The organism is Brevibacterium sp. Marseille-P9724 (assembly GCF_902500275.1).
Taxonomy (GTDB): Bacteria; Actinomycetota; Actinomycetes; order Actinomycetales; family Brevibacteriaceae; genus Brevibacterium.
Map to the genome: position 1 here is coordinate 265630 of NZ_LR722991.1, position 17763 is coordinate 283392.

16 protein-coding genes are annotated in these 17763 nt (G+C 61.6%); 3 read left to right on the plus strand and 13 right to left on the minus strand.

From position 1 onward, the window contains the following. The first annotated feature begins 123 nt into the window (after nucleotides 1-123). On the plus strand, nucleotides 124-1719 hold the full coding sequence (locus GC119_RS04045; RefSeq protein WP_151952495.1) for a cation:proton antiporter family protein: 1596 nt from the start codon (nucleotides 124-126) through the stop codon (nucleotides 1717-1719). 9 nt (nucleotides 1720-1728) lie between these two features. Here GC119_RS04045 and GC119_RS04050 read toward each other — a convergent pair whose 3' ends face one another. Together GC119_RS04050 and GC119_RS04055 are read right to left on the minus strand one after the other, a co-directional pair. After that, on the minus strand, nucleotides 1729-2442 hold the full coding sequence (locus GC119_RS04050) for a GOLPH3/VPS74 family protein (RefSeq protein ID WP_070776569.1): 714 nt from the start codon (nucleotides 2440-2442) through the stop codon (nucleotides 1729-1731). 121 nt (nucleotides 2443-2563) lie between these two features. Next, complete coding sequence (locus tag GC119_RS04055) at nucleotides 2564-4486, minus strand: BCCT family transporter (protein WP_226829234.1); 1923 nt, start codon at nucleotides 4484-4486, stop codon at nucleotides 2564-2566. A 190-nt stretch (nucleotides 4487-4676) separates the two neighbouring features. Here GC119_RS04055 and radA point away from each other — a divergent pair, with 190 nt between their 5' ends. Next, on the plus strand, nucleotides 4677-6026 hold the full coding sequence (gene radA, locus GC119_RS04060; RefSeq protein WP_070573314.1) for a DNA repair protein RadA: 1350 nt from the start codon (nucleotides 4677-4679) through the stop codon (nucleotides 6024-6026). A gap of 92 nt (nucleotides 6027-6118) precedes the next feature. On the opposite strand, the gene GC119_RS04065 is transcribed toward radA, so the two are convergent. Both GC119_RS04065 and GC119_RS04070 read right to left on the minus strand, forming a co-directional pair. Next, a complete protein-coding gene (locus GC119_RS04065) occupies nucleotides 6119-6637 on the minus strand; it encodes a gamma carbonic anhydrase family protein (protein ID WP_151952496.1) in 519 nt (172 codons plus the stop codon). Nucleotides 6638-6684: 47 nt separating this feature from the next. Beyond that, nucleotides 6685-7392: a hypothetical protein gene (locus GC119_RS04070; RefSeq protein WP_151952497.1), complete on the minus strand. Its 708-nt coding sequence runs from the start codon at nucleotides 7390-7392 to the stop codon at nucleotides 6685-6687. Between the two features lie 61 nt (nucleotides 7393-7453). Between GC119_RS04070 and GC119_RS04075 the strand changes: the two genes are divergently transcribed. Beyond that, on the plus strand, nucleotides 7454-8500 hold the full coding sequence (locus tag GC119_RS04075; protein ID WP_151952498.1) for an A/G-specific adenine glycosylase: 1047 nt from the start codon (nucleotides 7454-7456) through the stop codon (nucleotides 8498-8500). Here GC119_RS04075 and GC119_RS04080 read toward each other — a convergent pair. The 9 genes from GC119_RS04080 to GC119_RS04120 all read right to left on the minus strand — a co-directional run bounded on the left by GC119_RS04080 (nucleotide 8463) and on the right by GC119_RS04120 (nucleotide 17761). Beyond that, nucleotides 8463-9071: an amino-acid N-acetyltransferase gene (locus GC119_RS04080; protein WP_151952499.1), complete on the minus strand. Its 609-nt coding sequence runs from the start codon at nucleotides 9069-9071 to the stop codon at nucleotides 8463-8465. The genes GC119_RS04075 and GC119_RS04080 overlap by 38 nt on opposite strands. Nucleotides 9072-9132: 61 nt before the next feature. Then, the gene (locus tag GC119_RS04085) at nucleotides 9133-11757 is read right to left on the minus strand and encodes an ATP-dependent Clp protease ATP-binding subunit (protein WP_070573304.1); all 2625 of its coding nucleotides are present in this window, start codon (nucleotides 11755-11757) and stop codon (nucleotides 9133-9135) included. 132 nt (nucleotides 11758-11889) lie between these two features. Next, complete coding sequence (locus GC119_RS04090; protein WP_070573302.1) at nucleotides 11890-12219, minus strand: histone-like nucleoid-structuring protein Lsr2; 330 nt, start codon at nucleotides 12217-12219, stop codon at nucleotides 11890-11892. Next, nucleotides 12188-12436, minus strand: coding sequence for a hypothetical protein (locus GC119_RS04095; protein WP_070573300.1), 249 nt, complete (start codon nucleotides 12434-12436; stop codon nucleotides 12188-12190). The genes GC119_RS04090 and GC119_RS04095 overlap by 32 nt, the downstream gene beginning before the upstream one ends. 58 nt (nucleotides 12437-12494) lie before the next feature. Next, nucleotides 12495-14042 (minus strand): lysine--tRNA ligase, encoded by a 1548-nt coding sequence (lysS, locus tag GC119_RS04100; RefSeq protein WP_070573299.1) that lies wholly within the window; start codon nucleotides 14040-14042, stop codon nucleotides 12495-12497. 77 nt (nucleotides 14043-14119) lie between these two features. Continuing rightward, on the minus strand, nucleotides 14120-14902 hold the full coding sequence (locus GC119_RS04105; RefSeq protein ID WP_070573297.1) for an MBL fold metallo-hydrolase: 783 nt from the start codon (nucleotides 14900-14902) through the stop codon (nucleotides 14120-14122). Continuing rightward, complete coding sequence (locus GC119_RS04110; RefSeq protein ID WP_070573295.1) at nucleotides 14899-16065, minus strand: ABC transporter ATP-binding protein; 1167 nt, start codon at nucleotides 16063-16065, stop codon at nucleotides 14899-14901. Before GC119_RS04110 ends, GC119_RS04105 begins: the two co-directional genes overlap by 4 nt. Continuing rightward, entirely contained in the window at nucleotides 16062-16928 is an 867-nt protein-coding gene (locus tag GC119_RS04115; protein ID WP_176745874.1) for an ABC transporter permease, read from the minus strand. The genes GC119_RS04110 and GC119_RS04115 overlap by 4 nt, the downstream gene beginning before the upstream one ends. Beyond that, entirely contained in the window at nucleotides 16925-17761 is an 837-nt protein-coding gene (locus tag GC119_RS04120) for an ABC transporter permease (RefSeq protein ID WP_151952500.1), read from the minus strand. Before GC119_RS04120 ends, GC119_RS04115 begins: the two co-directional genes overlap by 4 nt. Between the last annotated feature and the right edge of the window lie 2 nt (nucleotides 17762-17763).

Genomic DNA, 17763 nt, shown 5'->3' on the forward strand with positions numbered 1-17763 from the left:
GACTGCTGTTTGCATCAGCAAAGCCGCCCAGCGGACGCTCACTCCGAGCTGTTGTGCCCCAGAAGCGCAGACAGCCGGAGGCGTTTCGCCCACGGCGGAACAAAACGTAGTTAACTGTGATGCATGGAACTATTCATCATCTATGTGGCGATTGTGTTTCTGTGCGGCCTTGCCGCGTGGGCTGTACGCCTGCCTCCGCTCATCGGCTTCCTAGCCGCCGGGTTCATCCTCCACGCACGGGGCGTGGAACAGCTCCAGGCGATGGAAGTCCTGGCCGACATCGGCGTCACGCTCATGCTTTTCGCCATCGGCCTGCGCTTGGACCTGAAAGCGCTCACGGACAAGGCCGTGTGGCTCACAGCCGGCGTTCACATAGTGATCATGACCGCTATAAGCGCAGCTTTCATCACCGCACTCAATATTCTCGGCGCATTCGGGCCGACCGATTTTCAGGTTGCACTGCGCATCGGCGTGGTGCTGGCGTTTTCGTCGACCATAGTGGTCATCAAAATCCTGCAGGACCGAGGAGACGAGCAGTCCCTCTACGGCAATATCTGTGTGGGCATCCTCATCATGCAGGACATTGCCGCCGTCGTGTTCATCAGCATTCTGCGCGGCGAAGCACCCAGCGCGTGGTCTCTCAGCCTGGTGCTGATCATTCCGCTTCTCATGGTCGCCACTCGCCGCTGGTACAAGCTCGGCCACGGTGAACTCGGCGCTCTCTTCGGCATCGCTATGGCCCTCATTCCCGGTTACGCGTTGTTTGAGTTCTTCGGCCTGTCCGGCAGCCTGGGAGCTCTCATCATGGGGCTCGTATTGGCCCGCTCCCCCGGCGCGGAACAGCTTTCTCACGCCCTGTTCACTTTCAAAGAGCTCATGCTGGTGGCTTTCTTCGTCAATGTGGGCTTCATGGGCCTGCCCACCATGCAGAACCTGGTCGATGCATTCCTGCTTCTGCTGCTCATCCCCGTGCAGGCAGTCCTGTTCTGGGCGATTCTTTGGTACTTGGGGCTGCGCAACCGCACGGCCGTGCTGGCTGCACTTCTGCTGGCGAACTATTCGGAATTCTCACTCATCATTGCGGCGATGGGCGTACACGACGGCTGGCTGGATACCCGCTGGATGCTGTCGCTCGTACTGGCGGTGTCGCTGAGCTTCATAGTGTCCGCAGTGCTCAACCCCCAGTCGGTTTCCCCGGCCACACACCTGGCCCAGCGTCTTCCGACCCGTCCTCCCCATCTGATTCATCCAGAAGACCGCCCAATCGAACTCGGCAGTGCACGCGCCCTCATCCTCGGCATGGGCCGCGTGGGTCAGGCCTGCTACGCGGAGCTGACGGGGATTCTCGGCGATGACCAGGTTCTGGGCGTCGAACACGACCCCGTGCGCGTTCGCGAACTTCAGGAGAAGGGCTTCAACGTGGTGGAAGGTGACGCTACCGACATCGACTTCTGGGCGCGCGTCAAAGCCGCCCACCAGATCGACATGATCATGCTCGCCATGCCCGCACAGCACGCCAATGTCGACACCGTGAAGGAAATCCACGCTTCTCACGTTGACACTGAGAACACCACGATCGCATCCGTGGCCATGTACATCGAAGACGTCGAAGAGCTCAGCGAATTGGGTCTCGACGTGGTGGTGCACTTGCAGGACGGCGCGGGTGAAAGCCTAGCCGAGCGCACCCTCATCAAGCACGCCCGCACCAAGGAGCAGTGACAGCGGGAGTCAGGAGCTGGTGACCACGGTGGTCGAGGCTGCAATGGCGGCGCTGGCTGCCATAATGGCGGCTTCGTCTGCGGCTTTCTTGATGGCCTTGCGCACCGCACTGTCAGCGGCCGAAGCTTCTGCGGCTTCCTGCGCCTGCTCGATGAGCTCCTTGCGATTCGGCGCGGAGCCGTCGATCGCGTGCTCCACCTTCTTCCCCGCGGCCAGAAACCCCAGGAGCGCGCCGGTGCGTTCGTCCACTTTCGGCGCTGTGCTGATGGGCCCGGTGTCCAGCTGGCGCGCAATCGACTTTCGCAGCTCATCACCGGTGACTCCCTCAGCCAGCCGCCACGCGGTGCCGGCGGGAATGAACAGAAACTTTTTCTGCTTGGAGCGCACAACGCCCAGCTCTTTCAGCCGCTCCATAAGCGAGCGGTGCAGATTCTCTGTCAACGCCTCTATGGCTTTCTGCGTTGTCAGAGGTTTTTTGCTTTTCTCCTGTTCATCCCTCAGACGTGCCAGCGCTGTCGCCAGAAACGGATCAGCAGGCGTCGTGCCTTCCGTGATCCCCACCCGAGGCCTCCTCTGCTGCAGGTCCGGCACAGCGACAGCACCGACCAGCACAAGATCACAGAAGACCGCCCCGGCGAGCATCGCATCGATGTCTTTGCCGGTGGCCACTGGGCCTTCGGGCTTGCTCAGCAGAACAATGAGGTCATCAGCAATTAGGCTCATAGCTCCAACTGTAGTGCCCCGGGCCCAGAAAAGCAGTGTTATCAGAAAATATTCGAGGTGACGAAAAGGCACGAGGTGGAACTCCACCTCGTGCCTTTTCTCATGACTTCCGCTCCTGTCGTCAGTCCTCGGACTGCGGCGGATTCTTTTTGCGCTTGGGCAGCAGAGCAGGTGCCGTGCGCTCGATGCGGTAGTCAATCCGGTTGTCCAGGCTCTCTTCCCATTCGCGGCGCATGCGGTCAGACCAGTCTTCGTCTGGCACCAATCCGCCTTCGGAAAGATCGTCAACCACAGCTTCGCGCACGTGCTCGGTCAGTGCCTGTGCGCGGCCCAACAGACGCTGACGCTCGATCAGCTTCTGGTCGAGCTTGAGCGAACGCAGAGTCGCAAAGCACATGAGCAGCAGAATGATGCTGAACGGCAAAGCGGTGGCAAGTGCGCCCGCCTGAATAGACTCCAAACCGCCCGACACCAGCAGGGCGATGGCGATCGCACCTTCGAGGAACGCCCACAGAACACGTGTCCACAGCTTCGGATTGGGGTGGCCGCCCGAGCACAGCATGCACACCACCAGCGAACCGGAGTCTGAGGAGGTGATGAAGAAGATCGTCACCAGAATGATCGCGATGACTGACAGCACACTTCCCAGCGGAAGCGTGTTCAGCACCTGGAAGAGCGCGCTTTCGGCCACAACGCCTTCGCCGGATGCCTTATCCCACAGGTCTCCCACCGTCAGCTGGCGCAGAATGCCGGTCGAACCCATCACCGAGAACCACAGGAAGCCGACCGCTGTGGGCACGAAAATGACGCCCATGATGAATTCGCGAATTGTGCGGCCGCGAGAAATGCGGGCGATGAACACGCCGACAAAGGGTGCCCACGAAATCCACCAGCCCCAGTAGAACAGGGTCCAGGAAGAAGCCCAGGTCTGGCCGTCATCGCCAGTGTAGGTGGCGGTGTCCATCGTCATGTTGAAGAAATCGGCCAGGTAGAAGCCGAGGGACTCCACCAGATTGCGGAAGATGAAAACAGTCGGGCCCAGGATGATGATCGACACCAGCAGAACGCCTGCCAGAGTCAGGTTTCCCGTCGAGAGCCACTTAATGCCCTTGCCCAGGCCGCTGACCACGGATGTCGTGGCAAGCAGCGTGATGACCACGATGAGCACGACCAGCAGAGTTTCGCTCACCTCGCTGATCAGCCCCATCGACTGCACACCGGCAGCAATCTGCTGGACGCCCAGTCCCAGCGACGTAGCGACGCCGAAGATGGTTCCCATGACGGCGACGACGTCAACGGCATCGCCCAGCCAGCCGTGGACGCGTTTGCCCAGGATCGGTTCGAGTGCCCAGCGGATCGACACGGGGCGTCCGCGGCGGTGAATGCCGTAGGCCAGGGCCAGGCCGATGATGGCGTAGATCGACCACGGGTGCAGGCCCCAGTGGATGAAGGTTTGGGCCATGCCGTGTTTGGCCAGCTGTTCGGGCCCGCCTTCCCAGCCGGGCTTCGGGTCTGATGTCGCGTAGATCAGCGGTTCCGCCACACCGTAGAACACCAGTCCCACACCCATACCGGCGGCGAACAGCATGGAGAACCAGGGGATCAAGCCGAATTCAGGTTCTTCGTTGTCCCGACCCAATCTGATTCCGCCGTACTTGCTCAGCCCGAAGTACAGGGCGAACACGATGAAGATCGCCACCACGAGCATGTACCACCAGCCGAGCGCACTGACGATCCACTCCTGCGCAGTGGTCAGAACAGTGCCGGTGACATCGGGCAGGGCGATCGCGGCGACCGTGAGGACCGCCGTGATGATGAGCGAGGGCCAGAAGACTCGCGGGGTGACGAAGCCCCGGCCGATTCTCACGCCCTGCGCGCGCAGCTGCCCCGTAATGCGCAGGTCAGCCGCTTCATTGTCGATGGGCCGAACTTCACCGGCTTCCGGGTCAAGCGGGTCGACCAGTGCGACGTCCTCAGATTGGCTGAGTCTGTCCTCTAGGTCTATGTGGGCGTCGGGGCGATCGGCCGAATTGTCGGCTGTCATCCTTCGTCCTCCTCTGTCAGCTGATGCCTGGTCAAACCTCCACACTACACAGGCACGGTTTTCGCAGGAGGTTTGCAGACTGTACCGCGTGGACGTTTGGGGCTGGGTTCTGCCGTTGTCGAAGGCTTACGAGGCGGAGGCCGGTCTGGTCTGCTGCCGCTGTGTCAGTGCCTCATGGCACTGTGTGCATATGACTTACGAATGCACCGACTGCGGCTACCGAAGCCCCAAGTGGCTTGGCCGCTGCCCCAAGTGCGGGGAATGGGGAACTTTGGAAGAGGCCGTCCAGCTGGGTGCTTCTGCCAAGACGAAAGCGACTAAGCCGACAGCGCTCACTGCTGCCAAACCCATGACGGAAATCGATCCCGCCTCAGCTCGTGCACGCTCCACGCAGGTCGATGAACTCGATCGTGTGCTCGGCGGCGGGTTTGTTCCCGGTGGGGTTGTTCTGCTCGCGGGTGAACCCGGTGTGGGGAAGTCGACTCTGCTGCTCGATGTTGCCGGCAAGGCCGCCGCGGTCGGGCAGCGCGTTCTCTACGTTACGGGCGAAGAATCCCAGGGGCAGGTGCGCGGTCGCGCGGAGCGAATCGGGGCGGTGCAGTCAAACCTTCTGCTGGCGGCCGAAACAGACCTCGCCACAGTGCTGGGACAGATCGAGGCGGTTTCTCCGGACCTTCTGATCGTTGATTCCGTGCAGACCATAGGGTCTTCGGAGGTCTCCGGGGTTCCCGGCGGTGTCACCCAGGTTCGGGAAGTCGCCGCGTCGCTTATTCGCGAAGCAAAGGTGCGCGGCCTTCCCACTATCCTGGTAGGCCACATAACCAAGGACGGCAATGTCGCAGGTCCGCGGCTGTTGGAACACCTGGTGGATGTCGTGTGCAGCTTCGAAGGCGACAGGCATTCGCGCATGCGGATTCTGCGAGCGCTGAAGAACCGCTATGGCACAACTGACGAAGTCGGCCTGTTCGACATGGACGAAACCGGCATCAGCAGTGTGGTTGACCCGGCGCAGATGTTCGTCGGCTCATCGAACTCCCCGGGCACCTGTTTGACGGTTGCACTCGAAGGCAAACGCGCCATGATTGTCGAAATCCAGGCGCTGGTTGATCCACAGGAGGGCGGTGGGTCACCGCGGCGAGTGGTCAACGGGCTCGACTCTTCCCGTGTTGCTATGAACATTGCCGTTGTCGGCCGCAGTTTGGAACAGAGCATCAGCGGGCGCAATGACGTGTACGTCTCGACCGTCGGCGGCATCAAACTGGCCGAACCCGCAGTCGACCTGGGCGTGTGCCTGGCCTTGGCCGGGGCATATGCCGGCAGACCGCCCAAAGACAGGCTGGTTGCAGTCGGCGAAATCAGCCTCTCCGGTGAAATCCGCCGGGTTCCGGGAATTCAGCAGCGCCTGATCGAAGCATCTCGGCTGGGCTTCAGCCGCGCCATTGTTGCCCAAGGGTCACTCACCGACATCACGGTTCCGGGGAGCATGCGCGTGGCAGAGTGCACATCACTGCGCGATGCCGTCGACATCACCTACAGCTGATCGAAGTCCGCAACATCGAGGTCCGAGTTAAGCCAGGTGCCGACGGGTATGAACTCTGCGCTGACCAGCCGGCACCTGAGCAAGAACACGGCTCAGCCGATGGCCTTTGCGTGGCGGCGGGCGGTTTCAACGTAGTGCGCTGCTGACTGCGGCAGGAAGTCGAGTTCTTCCTGAGTGAGTTCACGGCGAACTTTCGCGGGTGCACCGGCGACAAGCGACCCATCGGGAACTTCTGTGCCTTCCAGCACCAGGGCACCGGCGGCCACAAGGCAGTCCTTGCCGATTCGCGCCCCGTTCATGATGGTGGCGGACATGCCGATGAGCGTGCGATCGCCAATGGTGCTGCCGTGAACAACAGCACTGTGGCCGACGGTCACGTCGTTGCCGACAGTGCACGGAAAATCTTCGTCGGCGTGCAGAACCACATTGTCCTGCAGGTTGGTGCGCTTTCCCACCGAGATCGTCGCGGTGTCACCGCGTACCGAAACTCCGTAAAACGCACTGGAGTCTTCGGCCATGATCACATCACCGGAAAGAGTGGCTGTCGGAGCGAGAAATGCGGCGTCGTCAGCTTTCGGGACGCCGTTGTCCAGAGGAATGATGTGTGCCATGTCACCATCTTAGCCAGCAGCGCCCGCGTGGTTCCAGCCGCCAACCCTCAGTCCTTGCTGTCCTTCTTGTCTTCCTTACCGCTCTGGCCTGCTTTGTCGTCCTTCTTGTCCGAGCCGTCTTTGCCGCCTTCATCAGTGCTGCCTTCACCGTCATCAGGCTTTCCGACAACGGTGAAGTCGTGCGGCGGGCTCGCAGTGTCACCCAGCTTCACAACCAGCTGGTATTGGCCCGGCTCGAAGCTGTCAGCCGTTTTGTTGCAGTTCTGGTCCGTTGGCACGAGCGACCACGTCAGCGAGGTCTTCTTCGCAGATCCCGGTGCGAACACCCGCTGTTCGTCCTGTCCCTCACTGGAACACCATGCTGAGTCCCACACGGTTTTGTCATTCTGCTGAATGATGAACTGCTGCGAAGCAGAGCCGACCTCAATCTGACACTCAGCGCTGTGCTCATTCTTGACGTTGAGAGTCATAGTGGCCTTGTCGCCGGCCTTGTACTTGTCTTTGTCCATCCCCGCGGTGAGGGTCACCTGATCAGTGGGGCACACGCCGCTGGCTTCATCGCCCTGCGGCCCGGGGGCTTCTTCCTTCTGCTCGGAGTCCGCTTCTCCAGCAGCCGACTGGGGTTCTTCTTCCGGTTTGGCGGGCTGGTCGCCAGAGCCGGACAGTGCCTGCACAAGCAGGACGATTCCGACGATGAACAGGGCCAGGATCAACACGGCCAAGCCCAGCACCGTCATGCGGCGGCGTCGATACACTTCGGGAGGATGGCGGCGCACGGGCGCCGTCGGCCTCGGAGCACTGGAAGGAGTCATCCCTTTGAGCGTACGTCGCCACACCGCTTCCGTCCGTGGGACACACCGCCGACCGGATGATCTGGAAGCTCTGCACACCGCGGTGATCGACTGGTTTGCCCGGCACGAGCGCCCACTGCCTTGGCGCAGGCCCGGCACATCCGCGTGGGGTGTTCTGGTGTCCGAGGTGATGTCGCAGCAGACACCCATGTCCCGTGTGGCACCCCGCTGGACCGAGTGGATGCGCAAGTGGCCCACCCCCGCGGACCTGGCCTCCGCCTCGACTGCGGATGTTCTTCTGGCCTGGGACACGCTGGGCTATCCTCGGCGCGCACTGCGACTGCAGGAGTGCGCGCGCGTGATTGTCGCCGACCACGGCGGGCAGGTGCCCAACGATGAGGACACCCTGCTGAGTCTGCCCGGAATCGGGGCCTACACGGCGGCTGCCGTCGCGGGGTTTGCCTTCGGGGCGCGCACGGCGATCCTGGACGTCAACATCCGCCGGGTGCTCGCCCGGGCGGTTGACGGCCATGAGCACCCCGGCAGCGCCACAAAGGCCGAGGCGGCCTGGGCCCGGGAACTGCTCCCGCAGGAACCGCAGCAGTCTGTCCGCTGGAATGCCGGGACCATGGAGCTTGGCGCTTTGGTGTGTACATCTCGCAGCCCACGGTGCGAAGACTGCCCGCTGCTTTCAAGCTGCGCTTGGGTGTTGGCGGGCAAGCCGTCCAGTCCAGAGCGAAAACCGAAAACCCAGGCCTGGCACGGAACCGACCGTCAGCTGCGCGGAGCGATCATGGGTCTGCTGCGCACTGCCCACGGATGTCCCGTGCGTGCGGATCTGCTTGTCGCAGGCACCGTCGATTTCGATGTGGACGCGACTCTTGTGCTGCCGACCGAGGTGCAGGATGGGATTGCGAAAGTGCGTCGCCTAGCTGACGGCACGAGGGTTTCGCGCCTCATTGACGACCTTGAGGCTGATGGGCTGCTGTGCCGACAGCCGCCAGAACAGCCGGGAGCGCACAGCGGCAGCGTTCTCACGCTTCCGCAGGGGCAGACTCGGTCAGATCAATGATCATGCGCTTATTGCCCAGAGTGTTCGGCTTGACGCGGGCAAGGTCTAGAAACTCAGCGGTTCCTTCGTCAGTTGAGTGAAGGAGCTCTTGGAACACGGTTGGGGAAACCGGGATGCCCGAAATCTGCTCAAAGCCCAGACTGGTGAAGAACTCGGTTTCAAAGGTCAGGCAGAAGACTTTTTTGATGCCCATGATGCGGGCCTCTTCCAGCAGCGTGGTGATGAGTGTGCGCCCCACTCCCCTGCGTCGGTAGTCCGCACTTGTGGCAACTGTGCGGACCTCGGCGATTTCATCCCAGAAAACGTGCAGGGCGGCACAGCCGGCCAGGGTTTCAGTGCCGTCTTCGTGGATATCGACGATCACCCGGAACTGCTGCAGGGCCTCAAAATAGCTGACCATGTCCTTTGCCACCAAGACGCGCTCATCGACCAGCGGCTGAGTCAGCGCATTGATCTTCGCAGCATCGCCTGCCCGCGCCCTGCGCAGGCAGAGGCCGCTTTCGAGTCTGATCGGCGCATACGCATGTGACAGCTGCCGGGCAATGGGGTCTGCGGGGGTGTTGGCGGACATGCCCTCAGTGTAGAAGGACCCGCGAACGGCGTTTCGTTCGCGGGTCCTTCCTCAGAGTCGACTAGAGCCGATCCGTGTCAGTGGAGGTTTCTGCCCCAGCTTCGTAGGCTGTGCCCCCATCCGAGCTGTCGTCAATGCTGTGCGAAGCGGCGGCATTGGCCGGTCCGGCTTCTGCGATAGCACCGGTTTCGTCTTCGTCATCAGCGCCGACTTTGACGGGTACGCGGTTTTCGCTGACGCCCTTGAAAGTGAATTCGGCGTCTGCGCCTTCGCCTTCGACATCGACGTAGATGGTCTGTCCGGGCCGGATTTCGTTGAACAGAATCCGCTCGGACAGCGGGTCTTCGACTTCGCGTGCAATCGTGCGGCGCAGCGGGCGCGCGCCGAGCACCGGGTCAAAACCGCGATCGGCAAGCACCTGGCGAGCTTCCTGAGTCACTTCGATCGTCATGGACTGGTCGGCCAGACGATCGCTTAGGCGGTTGATGAACAGGTCGACGATCTTGATGATGTCTTCCTTGTTCAGCTGCGGGAACACGATGGTGTCGTCAACACGGTTGAGGAACTCAGGGCGGAAGTGCTGTTTGAGCTCTTCGGACACCCGCTGCTTCATGCGGTCGTACGATGCGTCGGCATCGCCTTCGACCTGGAAGCCCATGGGTGTGCCGCGGTTGATTTCGCGGGTTCCCAGGTTGGTGGTCATGATGATGATCGTGTTCTTGAAGTCGATTTCGCGGCCCTGGGAGTCTGTCAGACGACCGTCTTCCAGAATCTGCAGCAGGGAGTTGAAGATATCGGCGTGCGCCTTTTCGACTTCGTCGAACAGCACAACCGAGAACGGGTTGCGGCGAACCTTTTCGGTCAGCTGCCCGCCCTCGTCGTAGCCGACGTAGCCGGGAGGCGAACCGAACAGGCGGGACACCGTATGCTTTTCGGAGAATTCCGACATGTCCAGCGTGATCAGTGCAGACTCATCGCCGAACAGGAATTCGGCCAGGGCCTTGGCCAGTTCGGTCTTGCCGACACCGGTGGGACCGGCGAAGATGAACGAACCAGAGGGACGGCGCGGGTCTTTCAGGCCTGCGCGGGTACGGCGAATAGCACGCGAGATCGACTTGACGGCTTCCTTCTGGCCGATGATCCGCTTGTGCAGTTCGTCTTCCATGCGCAGCAGGCGCGAAGACTCTTCTTCTGTGAGCTTGAAGACCGGAATTCCGGTGGACTGTGCCAGGACTTCCGCAATGAGCTCTTCGTCGACGATTGCCCCGGCACCCTGGTTTTTCTTCTTCCAGTCCTTTTCGGCGCTGTCGCGCTGCTCCGTCAGGTCCATTTCCTCCTGGCGGGCGTTTGCGGCGGTTTCGAAGTCCTGCTTGCTGATCGCATCTTCTTTGCGCTTTTTGGCGTCGGCGATCTTGTCGTCGAGCTCTTTGAGCTCAGACGGCTGGGACATGCGGGTGATGCGCAGCTTCGCGCCGGCTTCGTCAATCAGGTCGATTGCCTTATCCGGCAGGAACCTGTCGTTGATGTAGCGGTCCGAGAGGTTGACTGCCGCGGCCAGCGCTCCGTCCGTGATGGTCACCTTGTGATGGTTTTCGTACTTGTCGCGCAGGCCCTTCATGATCTTGATGGCGTCCGACAGTGTGGGTTCGGGCACCTGGATGGGCTGGAAGCGACGTTCGAGCGCGGCGTCCTTTTCGATGTTCTTGCGGTACTCATCGAGTGTTGTCGCACCGATCGTCTGCAGTTCACCGCGGGCGAGCATCGGCTTGAGGATCGAGGCGGCATCGATTGCGCCTTCTGCCGCACCGGCTCCTACGAGCGTGTGGATTTCGTCGATGAACAGGATGATGTCGCCGCGGGTGCGGATCTCTTTGAGCACCTTCTTCAGGCGCTCTTCGAAGTCGCCGCGGTAGCGGGATCCGGCCACGAGGGAGCCGAGGTCCAGCGTGTACAGCTGCTTGTCCTGCAGCGGTTCGGGAACATCGCCGGCGACGATCGCCTGTGCGAGGCCTTCCACCACCGCGGTCTTGCCGACGCCCGGTTCGCCGATGAGCACCGGGTTGTTTTTGGTTCGGCGGGAAAGAACCTGCATTACGCGGTTCTGCTGTTCACGACGACCGATGACGGGGTCGAGGCTTCCTTCGCGGGCTGCCTGTGTCAGGTTGCGGCCGAACTGGTCCAAGACGAGCGAACCGGACGGCTGGCCCTCTTCGCGGCCCCCGGACCCGGCGGTTGCAGGCTCTTTGCCCTGGTAGCCGGAGATGAGCTTGATGACTTCCTGGCGCACGCGCGGAAGGTCGGCGCCGAGCTTGACCAGCACCTGCGCGGCAACGCCCTCGCCTTCGCGAATGAGGCCCAGCAGAATGTGCTCTGTGCCGATATAGGTGTGGCCCAGCTGCAGGGCTTCGCGAAGCGAGAGTTCGAGGACTTTCTTAGCCCGCGGGGTGAAGGGAATGTGGCCGGAGGGGGCCTGCTGGCCTTCGCCGATGATTTCAGTGACCTGGCTGCGCACCTGCTCGAGCGAGATGTCCAGGCTTTCGAGTGCCTTGGCGGCAATGCCTTCGCCTTCGTGAATGAGGCCGAGCAGGATGTGTTCCGTGCCGATGTAGTTGTGTTTGAGCAGCTTGGCTTCTTCCTGAGCCAAGACCACTACTCGTCGGGCACGGTCGGTAAACCGTTCGAACATTAGCCCTCCTGGGTCGCTGTACGGTTCGCAATTTCTAGCACTTTAACCACGCGGAAGCGGGTTTTATTGCGATTTCGCCCTCAGCCGAAGCGTTTCGGCTGAGGGCGAAATTCTGCTGGTGCCCGTCTGGGATCAGTGGGCTTTGTCGTATGCCTCGATGATCTCGGCGCGAATGCGGCCGCGGTCCGAGACGTCATAGCCGTGGCTGCGTGCCCAGTCGCGGATCTCGGTCAGGTCCGAACGGCCGGCTTTCTTGCCGGCGCGCTTGCGCCCGGCCGAAGCCGGGCTTTCTGCACGCCGGGCGACTTTGACGTAGTTGCCCAGCAGTTCACGCAGCCGGGATGCGTTGTCTGCGGTCAGTTCGATTTCGTAGAACTTGCCGTCGATTCCGAACTCGACGGTTTCGTCGGCATCTTCACCTGTCAGATCATCAATGAGGACGGTCGTCACTTTGCGAGCCATCGTGCTCGTCCTTTCGTGGTTCTTCGGAAACCTCTCGCGGCTGCGCAGCGTTTTCGCGCTGAGCGTTATCACGCTGGGCCTTGTGGATTTCCATTTCTGCGTAGTAGCGGTCCATTTCCTTCCGTTCGGTGCTGTCGGACTTGATGATCGCGCGCAGCACGTACCAGAAGAGAAGTCCAACCACGATGGAAGGAAGAAGCACCTTCAAATATTCCACAGGAGTCCTTAATGATCAAAACCCGCCAGGGCCGCCGAAATGAACAGTGACTATATTCTCAGCTGCCCAAAGGCTTAACGAATGGGAAAAGCACGGTCTCGCGAATGCCCAAGCCTGTCAGCGCCATAAGCAGGCGGTCAATTCCGATGCCGACACCGCCGGACGGAGGCATGCCGTGCTCCATTGCCCGCAGGAACTCTTCGTCAAGCGGCATGGCTTCGGCATCGCCTTCGGCGGCGTCCTTTGCCTGCTCTTCGAAACGCTCACGCTGAATGACTGGGTCCACGAGCTCAGAATATCCGGTTGCCAATTCGAAGCCGCGAACGTAAAGGTCCCACTTTTCGACGACCCCCTTCTTTTCCGGGTGTTCGCGCACCAGCGGCGAGGTGTCGACCGGAAAATCGGTTACGAAGATCGGGCCTTCGAGTTTGCCTTCGTGGAAGTGCTCCCACAGTTCTTCCACGTATTTGCCGTGGGACTTGAACACGCCCTCCATGTCGACGTTGTGCCTGTCGGCGATGCGCACGAGCTCATCGATTGGCGTTTCCGGGGTAATGTCCTCACCGGATTCGGCTGCCAGCGATTCGTACATCGAAATCCACGGCCATTCGCCGCCGAGGTCGTATTCGGTGCCGTCGTGCAGAGTGACGACGGTTGAGCCGGTGGCATCAAGCGCGGCGTTCTGAATGAGCTTTTGGGTCAGTGCTGCCGCGGATTTGAAATCGCCGTACGCTTCATAGAATTCGAGCATTGCGAATTCCGGGGAGTGTGTGGCGTCAACGCCCTCATTGCGGAAGTTGCGGTTGATTTCAAAGATCTTGTCAAGTCCGCCGACAACGGCTTTTTTGAGGAACAGTTCGGGGGCAATGCGCAGGAACAGCTCCATGTCGTAGGCGTTGATGTGGGTTTTGAAGGGACGTGCCGCAGCACCGGACGGGATGACCTGGAGCATGGGCGTTTCGACTTCGATGAAGCCTTCGTCTTCAAATGTGTGGCGCAGGGAGGACATGACCTTGGAGCGGGTGCGGACCATGTCCCTGGCTGCCGGGCGCATGATGAGGTCGAGGTAGCGCTGGCGCACGCGGCCCTCTTCGTCGAGCTGCGTGTGCATGGGCGGCAGGGGTCGGATGGCCTTGGAAGCCATCTGCCAGCTGTCCGCCATAACGGAAAGTTCGCCGCGGCGGGATGAAATGACGCGTCCGTGGAGGAACACGTGGTCGCCGAGGTCGACATCTGCCTTCCACTGGCTGAGGGCGTCTTCGCCGACTTCTTTGAGCGACAGCATGCCCTGCAGCTGAGTGCCGTCACCGGCCATGAGGGTCACAAAGCACAGTTTTCCGGTGTTGCGCTGAAAGACCACGCGACCGGCGACGCCGACGATGTCGTCGGTTTCGTCGCCGGCTTCGAGGTGGGCGTACTTGTCGCGGATCTCGCCGAGGCTGTGGGTGATGTCGACCCGCACGGGATAGGCTTCGCGGCCCTCTTCGAGCAGACGGGCGCGCTTTTCTTTGCGGATGCGCAGCTGTTCGGGGTCGAGGTGCTCGGGAGTTTCGGCGTCTGCACCGCTGGTGGGCACAGTTGTGGCCGGTTCAAGATTTTCAGGCATGGTCTAAGGATAGCGAAGGGGCTTGACCTTGAACCACGGCGAGGCACTCGTCGGAAGTCGACCCTTCCCCGCTGAACTCAGCTTTCAGACCCAAGCTGAAACCTGTCCCCGGGAGCGCACATTGTGACCTTCCCGTCGAAGACTTCCCGAACCTCCGCCTCGATGTCCCGAATATGGTCGGGATCAGCCAGGTGAGTCACCGCGAGGTGCTCAACCCCGGCTTGCCGAGCCAGCTGGCCGACCGTGTGCCCATCCAAGTGCCCGTGGCCTGTGACATCGACGTTGTCGGCGGCACGGTAGGTGCATTCGGCCAACAGCAGCGAAGCCCCGCGGGAGAATTCAACAAGCTCGTCTGTCAGGCCCGTGTCAGCTGTGTACACAAAGCCGAGGTCCGGAAACTTGATGCTCATGGTGGGCACGGGGTGGTCTGCCAGGATTGTCTGCACCCGGTTTCCCAACACCTCGAAGTCTTCCCCGGGCTCGCGGACATTCATTTCGAAACGGCTGCCAAGGGGCGTCTTCATCGTGTCCAGCGTTGGGATCCCGTAGACGTCGTCGAGTTTCGGAAGCCGGGAGACCAGGTCTTCCGGGGCATACAGGGGCACAGAGGGCAGCACCTGCGGAAAAGAGCGCCGGTACGCCAGTACCGGCAGGTCAGCGCTGTGATCGGCGTGCGAGTGCGATACAAGGAGCGCATTGACATCGCTGAGTCTGCGGTCCTTGGCCAAGCCGCCGATCACACCGGGACCGCAGTCGATGAGGATGGAGCCGGTCGGTGTGGTGAGCAGGTAGCCGGATGCCGGACCGAGATGCGTCGGCGCGGTTGCCGATGCTCCGATGACTGTCAGTTCTGCTTTCATTTCTCCACCTGGGGTACGTGCCTGCGTTCACTTGCTCGGATCAGCGTCCGCTGTCCGACTTCCATACGGACCCGCGCCTCCGCAGGCACTCGCAGTCCGTCTCCGAGTTCTGCTCGCACGACGAACCCGTCGCCGCGATACTCTACTTCTTTCACTACGCCGAAGACCTTGCCGAGGTTCGAGGTGCTGGTCGGCTCGCTCTCAGTTGGCCGCCCGGCTTCTTCGGACTCGCCGTCCGCGGGCGCCGCGTCGAAGTCAACTGACCGGACTGCCAGGCCCATGCTGTCGCCTGCTGTTTCGCGGTTTCCGTCCTCAAACTTGACCGGCACGGACAGACCGGCGCTGATGGCTGCCCGCTGCGGACCGGTGTATTCGACCACCGGCAGAATGGTTGCGTGCCCGAGGAATTCCGCGGCCCAAGCTGAGTTCGGACGGGCCCATACTGATTCGGGTTTGCCGGCCTGTTCGATGCGACCGCTGTTCATCATGACCAGGTGATCGGCCATTGCGAGCGCCTCTTCTTGATCGTGGGTGACGATCACTGTGGTTACACCGGCCCTGCGAATCATTTTTCGCAGATCCGCTCGCAGCTGTCCGCGAAGCTGCGGGTCGAGAGCACCGAGCGGTTCGTCGAGAAGAAGCACCTTCGGGTTGGGCGCCAGCGCACGGGCAATGGCAACGCGCTGACGCTGACCGCCGGACAGTTCGTCGGGGGCGCGGTCGGCCAGTTCGCTGATCCGGCACAGTGCCAGCATCTCCTGCACTCGCTCGATGCGCTGTTCTTTGGGCACCTTCTGTGCTCGGAGTCCAAACGCAATATTGCTTTTGACGTCCAGGTGGTCAAACAGTGCGTACTGCTGCGGTACCCAGCCGACCCGCCGTCGACTGACGGGCAGGTGCGTAACGTCGTCAGAGCCGAACCTGATTGTTCCCGCAGTCGGTGTGAGAACGCCGCCGATCGTCTTGAGCAGGGTTGTTTTCCCACAGCCCGAAGGCCCTACGAGAGCAGCGATGTCCCCTGTGCCCAGGGTCATGTTGATGTTCTCCAGCGCTGCCCGATCCACCCCGGGATAGGCAAAGCTGACATTGCCCACCACCAGGCCAGCATCAACGGTTTCCTGACGGGCTGCTTCGGCAGACTGTTCAAAGGTGACGGCTGTCATACCGCCCCTCCTTTCTGAACCTGAAACTTCTCCAGCACGATTGCCGGCGGGATGACCATTGCCAAGAAGATTGCGGTCTGCGCCGCTGCCAGCTCGATGCGGCCGGTGATGTAGGTGTCGAACAAGAACACCGGCATCGGCTGTGCGCTGGGTGTGAAGAGAAAGAACGTGACGTTGAATTCGCCCAGCGACATCGTCACGACCATGACCAGCCCGCCGATCAGAGCGCGTCGGACAGCGGGCAGCGTGACTGAGAAGAAGATTTTGGCAGTCCCCATGCCCAGTGAGGAGGCAACCAGTTCCTGCTCTTTGAGCCGTTCGGAGTTCATCGCGGGGATCAGTGCGCTGAGCAGAAACGGCAGGGTGTAGAGAACGTGGCCGGCTACCATCAGCCATCCGCTCGGCCGCAGCACCGGGTAACTCAGGATCAGGGCGAGACCCACGGCTATTCCGGGAATGGCAATCGGAAGCGTCGACACCGAGTGCAGCAGACCCCTGCCGGGAAAGCTGTACCGCGTGATGAATCGGGCAGCCGGCAGGGCTACCAGAAGATCGACGATCATGACTATGAGGGCGACCTGCAGGCTGATGAAGACCGACTGATCCATGCGCTGCCACGCTTGTGACAGCCATTGTCCCGTCACCCCTCCGCTGAGACCGTCGACCCAGTTCTTGCTGAAGGCAACCGCGAGCAAGACGGGCAGGGGCAACAGGGTGACAGCGCACGCTGCGATCGCAAAGATGAAGCCCACGGCCTGCACTGGGTCTTTTGCACCCTTCGAGTTGTTCTTGCTGCGGGCGGTGCGGAAGGCCGTGGTCGCACCATCGGGCGCGTCCATCTGCTCTGCTGTGGGTGCCGTCATGTTCTCACGCTCACAATCCGTTTGCTTCCCCATGAGTTGACGCCGATGAGCACTGTTGTGGTCACAACGGCCAAGATGATGCTGAGGGTTGCGGCAAGTTCGGGACGAAAGTTCTCTGTGAAGGCGGCCGCTATCTCAAGGGGCATCACCCGCTGTCCCCGAGCCAGAGTCGCTGCTGTGCCGTACGCGCCGAAGGCCGTGGCGAACGCCAGCCCGCTGGCAGAGGCGATCGCCGGACGAAGCGCGGGAATGATGACGCGGCGGTAGACGCCGACCGTGCTTTCGCCCAAACTTCGGGCGGCCTGTACGGTTTCCGGGCGGACTGCGGCAGCTGCCCCGCGGACCACCAGAACGATGCGGGGAATCTGAAAGTACAGGTACCCGAGCGTCAGGCCCGCCCAGGTGTAGGCAATCTGCAGGTGCCGTTGGCCGAGCGCACTTTCAAACGCCAAGGGCACGACTCCCGTGTTGCCGACGAGCAGAATGATGAAGAAGCCGACCACGATGCCGGGCAGACTGAGCGGAATGCTCAGCGCAACTGCCATTCCCCTGGTGAGCGCGGTGTCCTGGGTTCCGATGTACAGCCCGGCTGGCACACAGAGGATGAGCGCAAGGACCGTTGAGAGCAGCGCCAGCACCGCGGTGACGATCATTGCGTTCTGGTAGCGGGAGCTTGTGAGCGCTCCGATGTAGTTGCTGAAGGTGAGGTGGCCGCCGTCGTCTGTGAGACTGGCCAGCCCGAGTGTGAGCATTGGCCAGATGAGAACGGCCCCGAGCACAATCAGCAGCGGAACTGTCAGCAGAGCGGCTGCGGCCTTCGAACGGCTGTTCATGG

What these genes read in the sequence shown, in the direction of transcription:
- GC119_RS04045 (WP_151952495.1), top strand. Translation starts at nt 124, where the DNA reads ATGGAACTATTCATCATCTATGTGGCGATTGTGTTTCTGTGCGGCCTT.
- GC119_RS04050 (WP_070776569.1), bottom strand. Translation starts at nt 2,442, where the DNA reads ATGAGCCTAATTGCTGATGACCTCATTGTTCTGCTGAGCAAGCCCGAA.
- GC119_RS04055 (WP_226829234.1), bottom strand. Translation starts at nt 4,486, where the DNA reads ATGACAGCCGACAATTCGGCCGATCGCCCCGACGCCCACATAGACCTA.
- radA (WP_070573314.1), top strand. Translation starts at nt 4,677, where the DNA reads ATGACTTACGAATGCACCGACTGCGGCTACCGAAGCCCCAAGTGGCTT.
- GC119_RS04065 (WP_151952496.1), bottom strand. Translation starts at nt 6,637, where the DNA reads ATGGCACACATCATTCCTCTGGACAACGGCGTCCCGAAAGCTGACGAC.
- GC119_RS04080 (WP_151952499.1), bottom strand. Translation starts at nt 9,071, where the DNA reads ATGTCCGCCAACACCCCCGCAGACCCCATTGCCCGGCAGCTGTCACAT.
- GC119_RS04085 (WP_070573304.1), bottom strand. Translation starts at nt 11,757, where the DNA reads ATGTTCGAACGGTTTACCGACCGTGCCCGACGAGTAGTGGTCTTGGCT.
- GC119_RS04090 (WP_070573302.1), bottom strand. Translation starts at nt 12,219, where the DNA reads ATGGCTCGCAAAGTGACGACCGTCCTCATTGATGATCTGACAGGTGAA.
- lysS (WP_070573299.1), bottom strand. Translation starts at nt 14,042, where the DNA reads ATGCCTGAAAATCTTGAACCGGCCACAACTGTGCCCACCAGCGGTGCA.
- GC119_RS04105 (WP_070573297.1), bottom strand. Translation starts at nt 14,902, where the DNA reads ATGAAAGCAGAACTGACAGTCATCGGAGCATCGGCAACCGCGCCGACG.
- GC119_RS04110 (WP_070573295.1), bottom strand. Translation starts at nt 16,065, where the DNA reads ATGACAGCCGTCACCTTTGAACAGTCTGCCGAAGCAGCCCGTCAGGAA.
- GC119_RS04115 (WP_176745874.1), bottom strand. Translation starts at nt 16,928, where the DNA reads ATGACGGCACCCACAGCAGAGCAGATGGACGCGCCCGATGGTGCGACC.
- GC119_RS04120 (WP_151952500.1), bottom strand. Translation starts at nt 17,761, where the DNA reads ATGAACAGCCGTTCGAAGGCCGCAGCCGCTCTGCTGACAGTTCCGCTG.